At 71.8% G+C, this 12350-nt stretch carries 13 protein-coding genes; 9 read left to right on the top strand and 4 right to left on the bottom strand.

Features of this window, described 5'->3' with window-relative positions:
* Positions 1 to 52: 52 nt before the first annotated feature.
* The 4 genes from AMA02S_RS26615 to AMA02S_RS26600 form a co-directional block, all read right to left on the bottom strand.
* Positions 53 to 496: a hypothetical protein gene (locus AMA02S_RS26615; RefSeq protein WP_067462777.1), complete on the bottom strand. Its 444-nt coding sequence runs from the start codon at positions 494 to 496 to the stop codon at positions 53 to 55.
* 75 nt (positions 497 to 571) lie between these two features.
* Positions 572 to 1822, bottom strand: coding sequence for a hypothetical protein (locus tag AMA02S_RS26610; protein WP_245667845.1), 1251 nt, complete (start codon positions 1820 to 1822; stop codon positions 572 to 574).
* 72 nt (positions 1823 to 1894) lie between these two features.
* Entirely contained in the window at positions 1895 to 3706 is a 1812-nt protein-coding gene (locus AMA02S_RS26605; RefSeq protein WP_067462772.1) for an ABC transporter ATP-binding protein, read from the bottom strand.
* Positions 3703 to 5499: an ABC transporter ATP-binding protein gene (locus AMA02S_RS26600; RefSeq protein WP_067462769.1), complete on the bottom strand. Its 1797-nt coding sequence runs from the start codon at positions 5497 to 5499 to the stop codon at positions 3703 to 3705. Before AMA02S_RS26600 ends, AMA02S_RS26605 begins: the two co-directional genes overlap by 4 nt.
* 186 nt (positions 5500 to 5685) lie before the next feature.
* On the opposite strand from AMA02S_RS26600, the gene AMA02S_RS40695 reads away from it, so the two are divergent.
* The 9 genes from AMA02S_RS40695 to trpA all read left to right on the top strand — a co-directional run bounded on the left by AMA02S_RS40695 (position 5686) and on the right by trpA (position 12350).
* A complete protein-coding gene (locus tag AMA02S_RS40695) occupies positions 5686 to 6354 on the top strand; it encodes a TIGR03085 family metal-binding protein (protein ID WP_084265622.1) in 669 nt (222 codons plus the stop codon).
* 253 nt (positions 6355 to 6607) lie between these two features.
* Positions 6608 to 6814 (top strand): cold-shock protein, encoded by a 207-nt coding sequence (locus AMA02S_RS26595; RefSeq protein WP_018657218.1) that lies wholly within the window; start codon positions 6608 to 6610, stop codon positions 6812 to 6814.
* A 106-nt stretch (positions 6815 to 6920) separates the two neighbouring features.
* Positions 6921 to 7304: a phosphoribosyl-AMP cyclohydrolase gene (gene hisI / locus AMA02S_RS26590; RefSeq protein ID WP_218005130.1), complete on the top strand. Its 384-nt coding sequence runs from the start codon at positions 6921 to 6923 to the stop codon at positions 7302 to 7304.
* Positions 7301 to 7879: a Trp biosynthesis-associated membrane protein gene (locus AMA02S_RS26585; RefSeq protein ID WP_067462763.1), complete on the top strand. Its 579-nt coding sequence runs from the start codon at positions 7301 to 7303 to the stop codon at positions 7877 to 7879. The genes hisI and AMA02S_RS26585 overlap by 4 nt, the downstream gene beginning before the upstream one ends.
* On the top strand, positions 7876 to 8541 hold the full coding sequence (locus AMA02S_RS26580) for a response regulator transcription factor (RefSeq protein ID WP_067462760.1): 666 nt from the start codon (positions 7876 to 7878) through the stop codon (positions 8539 to 8541). The genes AMA02S_RS26585 and AMA02S_RS26580 overlap by 4 nt, the downstream gene beginning before the upstream one ends.
* A gap of 190 nt (positions 8542 to 8731) precedes the next feature.
* The gene (locus AMA02S_RS26575; protein ID WP_245667844.1) at positions 8732 to 9139 is read left to right on the top strand and encodes a DUF2752 domain-containing protein; all 408 of its coding nucleotides are present in this window, start codon (positions 8732 to 8734) and stop codon (positions 9137 to 9139) included.
* Positions 9140 to 9417: 278 nt separating this feature from the next.
* Entirely contained in the window at positions 9418 to 10224 is an 807-nt protein-coding gene (gene trpC, locus AMA02S_RS26570; protein WP_084265621.1) for an indole-3-glycerol phosphate synthase TrpC, read from the top strand.
* Positions 10225 to 10323: 99 nt separating this feature from the next.
* Complete coding sequence (gene trpB / locus AMA02S_RS26565) at positions 10324 to 11541, top strand: tryptophan synthase subunit beta (RefSeq protein WP_067462751.1); 1218 nt, start codon at positions 10324 to 10326, stop codon at positions 11539 to 11541.
* On the top strand, positions 11538 to 12350 hold the full coding sequence (trpA, locus tag AMA02S_RS26560; RefSeq protein ID WP_067462748.1) for a tryptophan synthase subunit alpha: 813 nt from the start codon (positions 11538 to 11540) through the stop codon (positions 12348 to 12350). The genes trpB and trpA overlap by 4 nt, the downstream gene beginning before the upstream one ends.

Raw genomic sequence — 12350 nt, 5'->3', positions numbered from 1 at the left:
AGCAGCGTGGGCCGGCTCTCTGAAACGCCGTGTCTCTGAAACACTGCCGTCCCTAGCTGTGATTCATCCCGGGCATCTCCCCGTGCGAGTCGCCGGACATGATGCGCCCACCCAGATCCTTCTTGAGGGACTCCAGGGTCGTCGGGGTGCTCACGGCGACCCACCGCGTCCCGACCAGGTACGAGCCGCCCCAGGGCTTGGCCTCCTCCATCCAGGAGGTCATGCCCTTGTCGGAGGTGAAGCTCACCAGCACGTACCGTCCACGCGAGTTGGTGCAGTTGCCCTGCTCAAGCTCCTGGGCCTTGCGCTGGCCGGTGAGCGTGCAGCCGGTGCGCGAGGCGAGCTGGTCGAGAGTGGCCGGGGTACCCTCCCTGGTCGCGGCGTTACCGGACGCCGCCGACTTGCCGGAGCAGCCCGCCGCCAGCGGCAGTGCCAGGACGGCGACGCCGCACAGCAGCCCAGTCTTGATCGCTCCGAGGTGGTGCGTGGAGCCCATGGCCGTTCCTCCCGGGTGAGATGCGCAGTTCGTCGGTGCAATACGCATCCCGCGTCCGGCGGGTTCAGCGGCGGCTCAGAGGGCGCGGCCCGCGGCGGCGGCCCGGATGTCGGGTTCCTCGGCGGCGTCGAGGTGCAGCCGTTGCAGGCGGATCCGTGTGTCCTCGGTCAGCGGTGCGGACCGTACGGCTTCCCTGCGGACGCCCTCCTCGCAGTCCCAGAGGCCCTCGACGGTGTAGGACTCGGCGGTGTGCGGGGCGGTCCGCGTCAGCGCCGTCAGGATTCGGGGCCGCAGATAGGCGTAGGTCGATTCGGTCCAAGCGGTCTTCAGCAAGGGGACGGTCTCACCGGCACGGAGCCGTCCGAGGCCTTCGATCGGGCTCGCCGCGTCGTGCCACTCGCGCCGTTCGACGGCCCCGCGTAGTTCGTCCATGAGGAACGGGATGTCCTGGCGTGTGCCATAGCGCGCGAGGATCCGCAATCCCATGTCCTCGCAACCCGCCCTTTGGGTCGCCCACGCGCGCGCACGAGGGAGCGTCTCAGGGCCGTACTCGCGCAAAGCCCGGCACACGGCCCCGCCGAATCTGCTGGGTCTGTCGGGCAGCAGCTCCTCAGCGAGATCGAGCAACGCGAGGGTCCTCCTGCGCCCCAACTCGAAGATCGCCCCGATCGCGCCCTCGCCCTGCCGGCGGGCGAGGTCCAGCAACTCGGCCTCGGTGCGCTCCCCCCGCTCGGTTCCCGCGACCACGACCCGGCGCGCGCCGCCCGCCTCCCGCCGCCGCGCCAGCGCCTCGGCGATCCGCGGCTGCCGAGCCGCCCACGTCTCGATCACCGGGTTGTAGGCGCCGGGGATCAGCATGCCGAGCGCCTGGTCGTCGCACCGGGCCGCCGCCAGCTCGTCCAGCCCGATCGTCAGGGACGGGTCGGCGAGCTCCACGAGCGTGTCGAGGGCGTCGAACCAGTGCGCCCCCTCCTCGGCGTACCGGCGCAGGATCGGAGCGGCCTCGCGGCGGCTCAGCCGCACCATCTGGGACAGCACGTCCAGCGCCAGCTCGACCCGCCAGTCATCCGGGTCGGTGTGGTCGGACGGGTCGAACAGATGCTCGGCGACCGGTCCGACCGGCAACTCAAGGTCGACTATCAACCGGGCGTAGTACAACCCCCGTGACTCACACTGCGGATCCCACCGCGGGTCGCGGCGGACGCAGTCGTAGACGTACTCGCCCGCCCCCGCCCTCTCCGCCGCGCGGCGCGCGGCCCTGCCCAACCCTCGCTGCAGTTGACCATGCAGCGTGCCCGCCGATTCCAACACGACCTCGTTGCTCACCTAAGCAGAATGCGCACTCAAGCAGATATCGGGCAAGTGCTTTACCCCAGGTCGTGATGTCCTCACCCGAGATCACAACCCCCGCTGGGCGGTCCAGGAGGCGTGAAGGTCCGCATAGACGCCTGGTTCCGCCACCAGGTCGGCGTGGGGGCCGCGCTGGACGATCCGGCCCGCGTCGAACACGATGACCTCGTCCGCCGCCTCGGCCGTGGACAGCCGGTGCGCGATGGAGATCGCGGTCCTGCCCCGGGTGACACCGTCCAGGGCCCGCTGGATACGGACCTCGGTGGCGGGGTCGACGGCGGAGGTCGCCTCGTCCAGGACGAGGAGGTCGGGGTCGGCGATGTAGGCGCGGGCCAGCGCGACCAGCTGCCGCTCGCCCGCCGACAACGACTCGCCCCGCTGGCCGACGGGCGTGTCCAGACCCTCGGGGAGACCGTCCAGCCAGTCGGCCAGCCCCAGCTCGGTCATGGCGAGGACCAGGTCCTCGTCGGACGCGCCGGGACTGCCGTACCGGACGTTGTCGGCGAGGGAGGCGTCGAACAGGAAGCCGTCCTGCGGGACCATGACGACGCGCTCCCGCAGGGACGAGAACCGCACCCGGTCCAGCGGCACGCCGTCCACGAGCACCCGGCCGGACGAGGGGTCCATGAGCCGGGTGAGGAGCTTGGCGAAGGTGGTCTTGCCCGACCCGGTCTGCCCGACGATCGCGACACGGCTGCGGGGCGCGATCGCCACGTCCACGTCGTGTAGGACGGGTGGCCCGCCCGGGTAGGCGAAAGCCACGGACTCGAACCGCACCTCGATCGGGCCGCGCGGCAGGGTCGCGCCCTCCTCACCCGGGTCCGCCACGTCCGGGACGGTGTCCAGCACGCCGAGGACCCTCCGCCATCCGGCGATGGCGTTCTGTGCCTCGTTGAGGACCTCCGTGGCGGTCTGCAACGGGCTGACGAACAGGGTCACCAGGAACAGGAACGCGATCAGCTCACCGGCCGTCAGATGCCCGTCCACGCCCAGCAGGATCCCGACCACGACCACCCCGGCCGTGGCCAGCGCGGCGACCAGTTCGCTCACCGGAAAGGTGAGCGCGACCAGGCCCTGCGCACGGGTCTGGGTCCTGCGGTGTGACTCCACGGTCTCGTCCACGCGCCGTCCGGTGCGCTCCTCCGACGCGTACGCGCGGATGACCGGGGCGCCCACCACCGACTCGCTCACCGCCGCCAGTAGATCGCCCATGCGCTCGCGGACCTGCGTGTAGGCCGCGGACACGATCCGCTGGAAGCGGCGCAGCGCGAACACCAGCGGCAGGAATGCGGCCCACACCAGCAGGGTGAGCTGCCAGGAGTACACCAGCATCAGCGCGCTCGCCACGACCAGCTGGCCCATCGACACGATGAACATCAGTCCGCCGGACTGCATGAAGGTGCTGATCTGGTCGACGTCGCCCGTCACCCGCGACACCAGCGCGCCGCGCCGCTCTCCGCTCTGGGTGAGCATCGATAGGTCGTGGACGTGCCGGAACGCCTTCACCCGCAAGCCCGCCAGGCCGCTCTCGGACGTCCTGTACAGCCGCACGTTCATCGCGTAGGCGCACAGCGCGGTCAGCAGGACCGCCACCGCGCACAGCAGTACCGCCGTCCGGATGAACCCGATGTCGGGGTTGCCGGGCTGCCCGAGCCCCTTGTCGATCGTCTGCTGGACGGCGACGGGCACCACCACCCGTCCCGCCGTCGAGGCGAGCGCGAGCGCGAGCGTCCCCGCCAGCCCCGCCCGGAACTCGGGGCTCAGCCGCAGCCCCCGCCGCAGCGTGCTCAGCGCGCCCTCGGTCGCGGCCGTCCCGCTCAGCCCCGTGCCGCCCGGCGCTGTTCTATTCGACACCGTCATGCCAGGGCCCCCTCGCCGCCTTCGATCGCCTCTTGTTCCGCTTCCGCGCGCTCATAGGCGTTGACGAGGTTGCGGTAGCCCTCGGACCGCTCCAACAGGTCGGCGTGGGGGCCGCGCCCGGTGACGCGGCCGTGCTCCAGAAAGACCACCTCGTCCGCCAGCGCGATCGTGGCCTTGCGGTAGGCGACGACCACGACGGTCGCCCCCGCCCTGTCACCGGCCGAGCGGGCCTCCCGGAGGCCCTCCAGGATGCGCGCCTCCACCTGCGGGTCCACGCTGGACGTCGCATCGTCCAGGACGAGCAACCGGGGTCGCCGGACCAGTGCGCGCGCCAGCGCGAGCCGCTGGCGCTGCCCGCCCGACAGCGTGGCCCCACGTTCGCCCACCTTCGTGTCGAGCCCGTCCGCGAGCGCCGCGACGAAACCCTCCGCCTGGGCCAGACGGAGGGCCTCCCACACCCGCTCGTCCGGGACGTCGAAGCCGAGCGTGACGTTCCCGCGGACGGTGTCATCGAAGAGGAACGTCTGCTGGGGGACGAGCGCGGCGGCGCCGGCCACGCCGCCCCGCCGCACGTCCCGCACGTCCACCCCGTCCAGCAGGACGGACCCGTCCGCTGGATCGACCAGCCTCACCAGCAACGAGGTCAGCGTGGACTTGCCTGACCCGGTTGGTCCCACCACCGCGACCGTCTTGCCGGGGGACGCGGTGAACGACACGTCGTGCAGCACACGCCGGCCGCCGCCCCCGCCGGAGCCCTCGTAGGCGAAGCGGACGTCCCTGACCTCCAGCGCCGCGGCCTCGTCGCCACCGAGCGCGCCGTCCCCGTACGGCAGGGAACCGCTGGCGTCCAGCACGCCACGCACCCGCTCCCAGCCGACGACGCTGCGCGGAATCTCCGCCAGTACCCAGCCCAGCGCCCGGATCGGCCACGCCAGCAGCGTGAAGAGGTACGCCACGTGCACCAGATCGCCGGCGGTCATCGCGCCCGCCTCCAGACGCAGCGACCCGATCAGCAGGACGGCGAGCACACCGAGATTGGGCAGCGCCTCCAGCATCGGGTCGAACAGCCCCCGGATCCGGCCGACCGCCACGTTCGCGTCCCGCAGGGCCAGCGCCTCCGCCTCGAACCGCCCGGTCTCGGACGCCTCGCGGCCGAGCGTCTTGACGACCAGGCCGCCCTCGAAGCTCTCGTGCGCGACCTCGCTGACCTGGGCGCGCAGCTGCTGGGCACGGGTCGCGACCGGCGCCAGCCGCCGCTGGTAGGCCACGTTGACCAGCGCGATCGCCGGGAAGATCAGGAAGCCGACCGCCGCCACCGCCAGGTCGGTCACCAGGATGGACACAGCCGCGATCAGCAGCATGAACACCACGCCGACGGCCATCGGCAGCGGTGCGATCGGAGCCCACACCGCCTCCACGTCGGCGTTGGCGTTCGACAGCAACTGCCCAGTCGGATGGCGATGGTGCCACGCCAGCGGCAGCCGCAGGTACTGCCGCGTCACCGCGCGCCGGTACGCGGCCTGCATCCGGTACTGCATGAGGCCCGCGTAGAACCGGCGGCCCGCGACGCCGAGCGCCTTGAGCGCCGCCACGCCCACGATGGCCAGGGCCGCCCCGGTGAGGGCCCCCGCGGTCGTGTGCCCCGACCGGAACGCCGGGAGCATCACCTCCTCGGTCGTCCAGCCGAGCACCTGCGCGGTCGCGACCGTCATCGCGGCGTACAGCGCGCTGGCGAGGACGGAGATCGTGAAGACGCGGGGCTCGGCCCGCACCGCCACTCCCAGCACACGCATTCCCTCGCGCAACACGGACGGCCCGGCGCGTCTGGACGCAGGTGGCACGGCTACTCCTCGATCGGCGGCGACCCGGGGGGAATGCCCCCTGAGTTCCGCGCTCGGGGGGTTTGCGGGCCTGGATATGCCTACCACCGGCGCGGGGCGCTTATTCCCGGCCCTACCGCCGCGGCTTACGATCATCCAATGAGCACGACCGAAACCGACCCCGTGCGCGGCGAGCGACGGCTGCTGGCCGCGGCACTCGCCGAGGCGGGCCCGAGCGCGCCCACCCGATGCGCCGGATGGGACGCCCGAGACCTCGCGGCTCATCTGGTCATCCGCGAGGGACGACCGGACGCCGGGCCCGGAATACTGCTGCCTCCGCTCGCCTTCTACACCGAGCGCGTCCGCCGTCGCACGGCGCGTGCCGTCCCCTTCGACAAGCTGGTGGAACGGTTTCGGCAAGGTCCGCCGAAGTTCTCGCCCTACGCGCTTCCCGGCGTGGACAAAATCGCCAACGGGGTCGAGTTCTTTGTCCACCATGAGGACATCCTGCGAGCACGTCCGGACTGGGAGCCCAGGGAGCTTCCCGTCGAACTAGAGGACGTTCTCTGGCGAAGGATAAAAATTGCCCGCTTTGTCCTAAGAAAAGTTCACGTTGAGGTAACACTCGTCCAGCCGGACGGTCGCAGCCTGCGGGTCTCGGGCGGCCGGCGAGCCCGTCGCGCTGGGGCACCGGGACCGGTGCGCGTGCACGGCCCCGTAGGCGAACTCGTCCTGTGGGCACTGGGTCGGCGGGACGTCGCGCGCGTCCGGCTCACGGGCGCCACGGACTCTGTCAAGACCCTGACCGAGACCGGTTGGAGTCTTTAACGGGCAGGTAACGGCAGGGTTCGCTGGAAGAAGAAACGCAAGCCTTGCGGCTCCTCCGCTTTACGCGGAACCGGTGATACGGTGGGCCCGTCGGTTGCAGTCGTGGTTCTCGATCGTTTGTCCAGACGCCCGCGGACTGATGGCAGCGGGCGTTTTGGCTTTTCCGGGACCGTACCGGGGGGCGAGAGCGTTCCGCAGCGACCGCGCCGGGCCCGCGAGGTGTGGGCCCGTGTTTTGCCGCAAGGAGAAAGACATGCCCCAGCAGGGCACCGTGAAGTGGTTCAACGCCGAGAAGGGCTTCGGTTTCATCGCCGTGGACGGCGGAGGACCTGATGTCTTCGTGCACTACTCGGCGATCCAGTCCTCCGGATACCGCACGCTGGACGAGAACCAGCGCGTCCAGTTCGAGGTGACGCAGGGTAACCGGGGTCCGCAGGCCGACCAGGTCGTCCCCCTGTAACACCCGTAGTCGTACGTCAGGGCCCGTCCCCCTCGGGGGCCGGGCCCTTTCGTGTCGCAGGGCCCCTTGTGCCGCCCTCGGCGCCGCACCCGGCACAATGGACCGCATGTCAGCCCGACCGTCCGACCTGGACCCCACGATCGCAGACCGCCTGAAGCGCGACCCCGCCGGCCTGCTGCCCGCCATCGCTCAGCAGTACGACACCGGCGAGGTGCTCATGCTCGGCTGGATGGACGACGAGGCCCTGCACCGCACCCTGACCACCGGCCGCTGCACCTACTGGTCGCGCAGCCGCCAGGAGTACTGGGTGAAGGGCGACAGCTCCGGGCACCAGCAGTGGGTCAAGTCCGTCGCGCTCGACTGCGACGCCGACGCCATCCTCGTCAAGGTCGACCAGGTCGGCGCCGCCTGCCACACCGGCGACCGCACCTGCTGGGACGCCGACGTCCTGGACGCCGTGGTCGGGGAACGCCCTGACACCGGCTCATGACCCCCGGCCGTGAACGCGGCCTGACGGCGCTGCTGTGCGCCGCCGGCGCCGGGCTCGCGCTGCTCGCCGCCGGCCGCACCTGGGCCACCGTGCACGCCGGGGACTCCATCACCCCCGTCGCGCACCACCTCAGTGGACGCGACCTCAGCGGCACCGCCGCCGCCCTCGGTCTCGCCGGCCTCGCGGGGCTCGCCGCCCTGTTCGCCACGTCCGGACGGCTGCGCGCCGCCGTCGGCGGCCTGATCGCCCTCTTCGGCGCCGGGATCGCCTACGCCTCGGCCGCCTCCGTCCAGCGCGCCCACGTCCTGTCCGCCGTCGCCGAGCGCAGCACCCTGCTGAGCCTCGACGGCCACCCGGCCACGGACGTGACCCTGTGGTGGATGGCCTCGGTCACCGGCGGCGTCGTCCTCGCCGCCGGCGGCCTGCTCACCCTCGTCCGCGGCGCCCGCTGGCCCGGCATGTCGTCCCGCTACGACCGCGCCCCCAAGCCCACCGCCGAGGACGACCCGTCCGCCCTATGGAAGTCGCTCGACCGCGGCGAGGACCCGACGGCCCACCGGAACGGCCGCCCATGACCGCCGACGGTGGCGGCCTCGTCCTCGTCGTCGAGCACGACCCGGCCGTCGCCGAACTGCAACGCCGCTACCTCGCCCGCGAGGGCTTCGACGTCGAGATCGAGCCCGACCCCGCCCAGGCCCCCGCAACCGCCGCGAAAGCCGGACCCGACGCGGTCGTCCTCGACCTGTCCACCACCGCGCTGCCCGCCGACCTGTACCGCCGCGTCGCCGACGCCGCCACGCCCGCCCCCGTCATCGCCGTCACCGGCCCCCTCGACCCCGCGGTCCAGCGCGCCTTCGGCGACCACCGCGTGGAGCGCCCGTTCGCCCCCCGCGTCCTCGTCACCGCCGTCACCGAGGCCCTCCGCCACACCGACCTCCCCGACACCCCCGGCCTCCTGCACGCCGGCCCCGTCGCCCTCGACACCCGCGGCCGCTCCGCCACCGTCGGCGACCGCAAGGTCGCGCTCACCGTCACCGAGTTCGACCTGCTCGAATTCCTGATGGGCAACCCCGGCCGCGTCTTCACCCGCGAGCAACTCCTGGACGCCGCCTGGGGCACCGGCGCCGGCGCAGGCAGCCGCACCGTCGACGTCCACGTCGCCCAACTCCGTGCCAAACTGGGCCAGGCCAGCCCCATCCGCACAGTCCGCGGCGTCGGCTACGTGCTCGATAGCTAATTGGGGGCCCCAGACCCCCGGCTGCGCGGCTCGCCCCTCCTACATCGCTGGCGCTCGCTCCGCGTGCCTTTCTCGTAACCGTCAACTGAGGTTCAACTCTGCCGGGGTGCGGTTCAGGCCGTCGGCTGGGGTTCGAATCCGCCGGGGTCGGGGTTTCGTGCTTGCCTGCGTGCTCCTCTACGGTTGGGGGGTGACGCTTGCGTCTTTGCGGGGGTTGTGGCGGCAGGGTGTCGTACTGGGCGGGATCGCGGCCGCGGTGCTGGTCGTCGCCAAGGTGGATCCCAACGAGCCCGGTCACTATCCGGGATGCCCGTTCCTCTTTCTGACCGGGTACTACTGCCCGGGATGCGGAGCGACGCGGCTCGTTCATGCGCTCGCGCACGGGGACGTGGGGACGGCGTTCGGGCTCAACCCGGTGGTCTTCCTGCTCCTGCCCGTGCTCGGATACCTGTACGTCAGATGGACCGTCCTGGCCGCGCGGGGTCAGCCGATGCAGTCACTCCTGCTTCGGCCGGTGGCTGCCTACGGCCTCCTCGGCGTCCTGCTCGTGTTCTGGATCGTGCGCAACCTCCCCTTCGGCCACGTGCTGGCGCCCTGAGAACCGAACCTCAGCCCCCGACAAGGTCGTACCTCGGTCGGCAGGCTGAACCTCAGCCGGCGGTTACGGGACAGGCACCGGAGCGAGCGCAGCGGGCATGCCCGGCGCGCCGCGCCCCCGGAGCGGAGCGCTAGCGGAGTGAGGAGGTGGCGAGTCGCGCAGCCGGGGGTCTGGGGGTCGCCCCCCAGGTAGACAACAGCGGGGGTCTGGGGGTCGCCTCCAGATAAACCGGGCTACGATCGGTGCACGGAACGACCTGAAATAGGGGGCCTACCACCTTGAGCGTGCTGGACGAGATCATCGAGGGCGTCCGGGCCGATCTCGCGGACAGGCAGCGAGAGGTCCCGCTCGACGCACTCAAGGAGAAGGCGGCGGCCGCTCCGGCTCCGCGTGACGCGCTCGGCGCGCTGCGCGGGCAGGGGGTGTCGGTCATCGCCGAGGTCAAGCGCAGCAGCCCGTCCAAGGGCGCGCTCGCCGCCATCGCCGACCCCGCCGCGCTGGCCCGCGACTACGAGGCGGGTGGTGCCAGGGTGATCAGCGTGCTGACCGAGCGGCGCCGGTTCGGCGGCAGCCTGGACGATCTGGCCGAGGTGCGCGCCAATGTCGGGGTCTCTGTCCTGCGCAAGGACTTCATCGTCACCTCCTACCAGCTGTGGGAGGCCCGCGCCTACGGGGCCGACATGGCGCTGCTGATCGTCGCCGCGCTGGAGCAGGACGCGCTGGTCTCGCTGGTGGAGCGCGCCGAGTCGATCGGGCTGTTGCCGCTGGTCGAGGTGCACACCGAGGAGGAGGCGGCGCGCGCGGTGGACGCGGGCGCCAGGGTGATCGGCGTGAACGCGCGGGATCTGCGGACGCTCCAGGTCGACCGCGGGGTGTTCGCGAGGGTCGCGCCGCTGATTCCGAAGGACGTCGTCAAGATCGCCGAGTCTGGGGTACGGGGGCCGCACGACCTGCTCGCCTACGCCTCCAGCGGTGCCGACGCGGTGCTGGTGGGGGAGAGCTTGGTGATCGGCAAGAACCCGCGGGCCGCCGTCGCCGATCTGGTCGCCGCGGGCGCGCATCCGGCCCTGCGGCAGGGGAGTTGACGGCCGTGCGAGCGGAGCCGCTACGGGAGCGATGGCGGGCTTTTCCCACGTCCCCATGACCGGATCAGCCCCTTCTTCTCGACAGGACGCGTTTCTCAGATGACCATCGACACCACTGCCGTGCCCGATGCGACGGGCCACTTCGGCCCCTTCGGCGGACGGTTCGCCCCCGAGGCGCTCATGGCGGCGCTGGACGAGCTCACCCGCGAGTTCGAGACCGCCAAGGGTGACCCCGCCTTCACCGCCGAGCTGGACGAACTGCTCGCCGGGTATGCGGGCCGCCCGAGCCTGCTGACCGAGGCCAAGCGCTTCTCCGAGCATGCCGGTGCCCGCGTGCTGCTCAAGCGCGAGGATCTCAACCACACCGGTTCCCACAAGATCAACAACGTGCTGGGGCAGGCGCTGCTCACCCGGCGGATGGGCAAGACTCGCGTGATCGCCGAGACGGGCGCGGGCCAGCACGGGGTCGCCACCGCCACGGCGGCGGCGCTGCTCGGCCTGGAGTGCACCGTCTACATGGGCGAGGTCGACACCGAGCGGCAGGCCCTCAACGTCGCCCGGATGCGGATGCTCGGCGCCGAGGTCGTGCCGGTGCGGACCGGTAGCCGGACGCTCAAGGACGCCTGCAACGAGGCGTTCCGCGACTGGGTCGCCAGTGTGGAGAAGACCCACTACTGCATCGGCTCGGTCATGGGCCCGCACCCGTTCCCGATGATGGTCCGCGACTTCCAGCGGATCATCGGGGTCGAGGCCCGGCGGCAGTGTCTGGAACTGACCGGCGCTCTGCCGGACGCCGTCGTGGCGTGCGTCGGCGGCGGGTCCAACGCGATCGGCACCTTCCACGCGTTCGTCCCGGACGAGTCCGTCCGGCTGTTCGGGTTCGAGGCCGGCGGGGACGGCGTGGGCACCGGCCGGCACGCGGCGACGCTCGTCGGCGGGTCCCTGGGCGTCATCCACGGCATGCGCACCTATCTGCTCCAGGACGATGACGGCCAGACCCTGGAGACCCATTCGATCTCGGCGGGACTCGACTATCCCGGTGTCGGTCCCGAGCATTCGTGGCTGCACGACTCCGGCCGCGCCGAGTACCGGGAGATCACCGACGCGGAGGCGATGGAGGCGTTCGCGCTGCTGTGCCGGACGGAGGGGATCATCCCCGCCATCGAGTCCGCGCACGCGCTCGCCGGGGCGCTCAAGGTCGGCAAGGAGCTCGGCCCGGACGCCACCGTGCTGGTGTGCCTGTCCGGGCGGGGCGACAAGGACATGCACACGGCCGCCGGCTTCTTCGGTCTGATGCCGGAAGGAGCGGGCGAGTGAGCGTCCAGACCGCCTACGACAAGGCCCGCGCCGAGGACCGCGCGGCGCTCGTCGGTTACCTGCCCGCCGGGTTCCCCAGCTGCGAGGGTGCCATCGAGGCCGCGAAGGCCATGGTGGACGCGGGCTGCGACGTCATCGAGATCGGCCTGCCCTACACCGACCCGATGATGGACGGCCCCACCATCCAGGACGCCGTGCACCAGGCGCTCGTGGGCGGCGTCCGCGTCGCCGACGTGTTCAGGACGGTCGAGGCCGTCTCCGCCACCGGCGTCCCGACGCTCGTGATGACCTACTGGAACCCCGTCGACCACTACGGCGTCGACTCCTTCGCCCGCGACCTGGCGTCCGCGGGCGGCAGCGGGCTGATCACTCCCGACCTCACTCCGGAAGAGGGCGGCGCGTGGCTCGCGGCGTCCGACGGGCACGGTCTCGACCGGGTGTTCCTCGTCGCGCTCAGCTCCACCGACGAGCGCATCAAGACGATCACCAGCGCGTGCCGCGGGTTCGTCTACGCGGCCTCGCTGATGGGCGTGACCGGCGCCCGCACCGCCGTCGACACCGGGGCGCCCCAGCTGGTGGAGCGCACCCGGGCGATCATCGGGGAGAGCGGCCGGGAACTGCCGATCGGGCTTGGACTCGGTGTCGGCAACGGCGCCCAGGCGGCGGAGGTCGCCGGGTTCGCGGACGGTGTCATCGTCGGGTCGGCGTACGTCCGGCGGCTGCTGGACGCGCCCGACCTGGCCTCGGGCGTGGCCGGTGTGCGCGCGCTGACCGAGGAGCTCGCCGCCGGGGTCCGCAAGGGCCGCTGA

Origin of the sequence: Actinomadura macra NBRC 14102, from assembly GCF_001552215.1 — a bacterium.
In the GTDB taxonomy this organism is placed as follows: domain Bacteria; phylum Actinomycetota; class Actinomycetes; order Streptosporangiales; family Streptosporangiaceae; genus Spirillospora; species Spirillospora macra.
Note: the sequence above shows the minus strand (reverse complement) of the source record. Positions and strands in the feature narration are given on the sequence as shown.

What these genes read in the sequence shown, in the direction of transcription:
- AMA02S_RS26615 (WP_067462777.1), bottom strand. Translation starts at nt 496, where the DNA reads ATGGGCTCCACGCACCACCTCGGAGCGATCAAGACTGGGCTGCTGTGC.
- AMA02S_RS26605 (WP_067462772.1), bottom strand. Translation starts at nt 3,706, where the DNA reads ATGACGGTGTCGAATAGAACAGCGCCGGGCGGCACGGGGCTGAGCGGG.
- AMA02S_RS26600 (WP_067462769.1), bottom strand. Translation starts at nt 5,499, where the DNA reads ATGCGTGTGCTGGGAGTGGCGGTGCGGGCCGAGCCCCGCGTCTTCACG.
- AMA02S_RS40695 (WP_084265622.1), top strand. Translation starts at nt 5,686, where the DNA reads ATGAGCACGACCGAAACCGACCCCGTGCGCGGCGAGCGACGGCTGCTG.
- AMA02S_RS26595 (WP_018657218.1), top strand. Translation starts at nt 6,608, where the DNA reads ATGCCCCAGCAGGGCACCGTGAAGTGGTTCAACGCCGAGAAGGGCTTC.
- hisI (WP_218005130.1), top strand. Translation starts at nt 6,921, where the DNA reads ATGTCAGCCCGACCGTCCGACCTGGACCCCACGATCGCAGACCGCCTG.
- AMA02S_RS26585 (WP_067462763.1), top strand. Translation starts at nt 7,301, where the DNA reads ATGACCCCCGGCCGTGAACGCGGCCTGACGGCGCTGCTGTGCGCCGCC.
- AMA02S_RS26580 (WP_067462760.1), top strand. Translation starts at nt 7,876, where the DNA reads ATGACCGCCGACGGTGGCGGCCTCGTCCTCGTCGTCGAGCACGACCCG.
- trpB (WP_067462751.1), top strand. Translation starts at nt 10,324, where the DNA reads ATGACCATCGACACCACTGCCGTGCCCGATGCGACGGGCCACTTCGGC.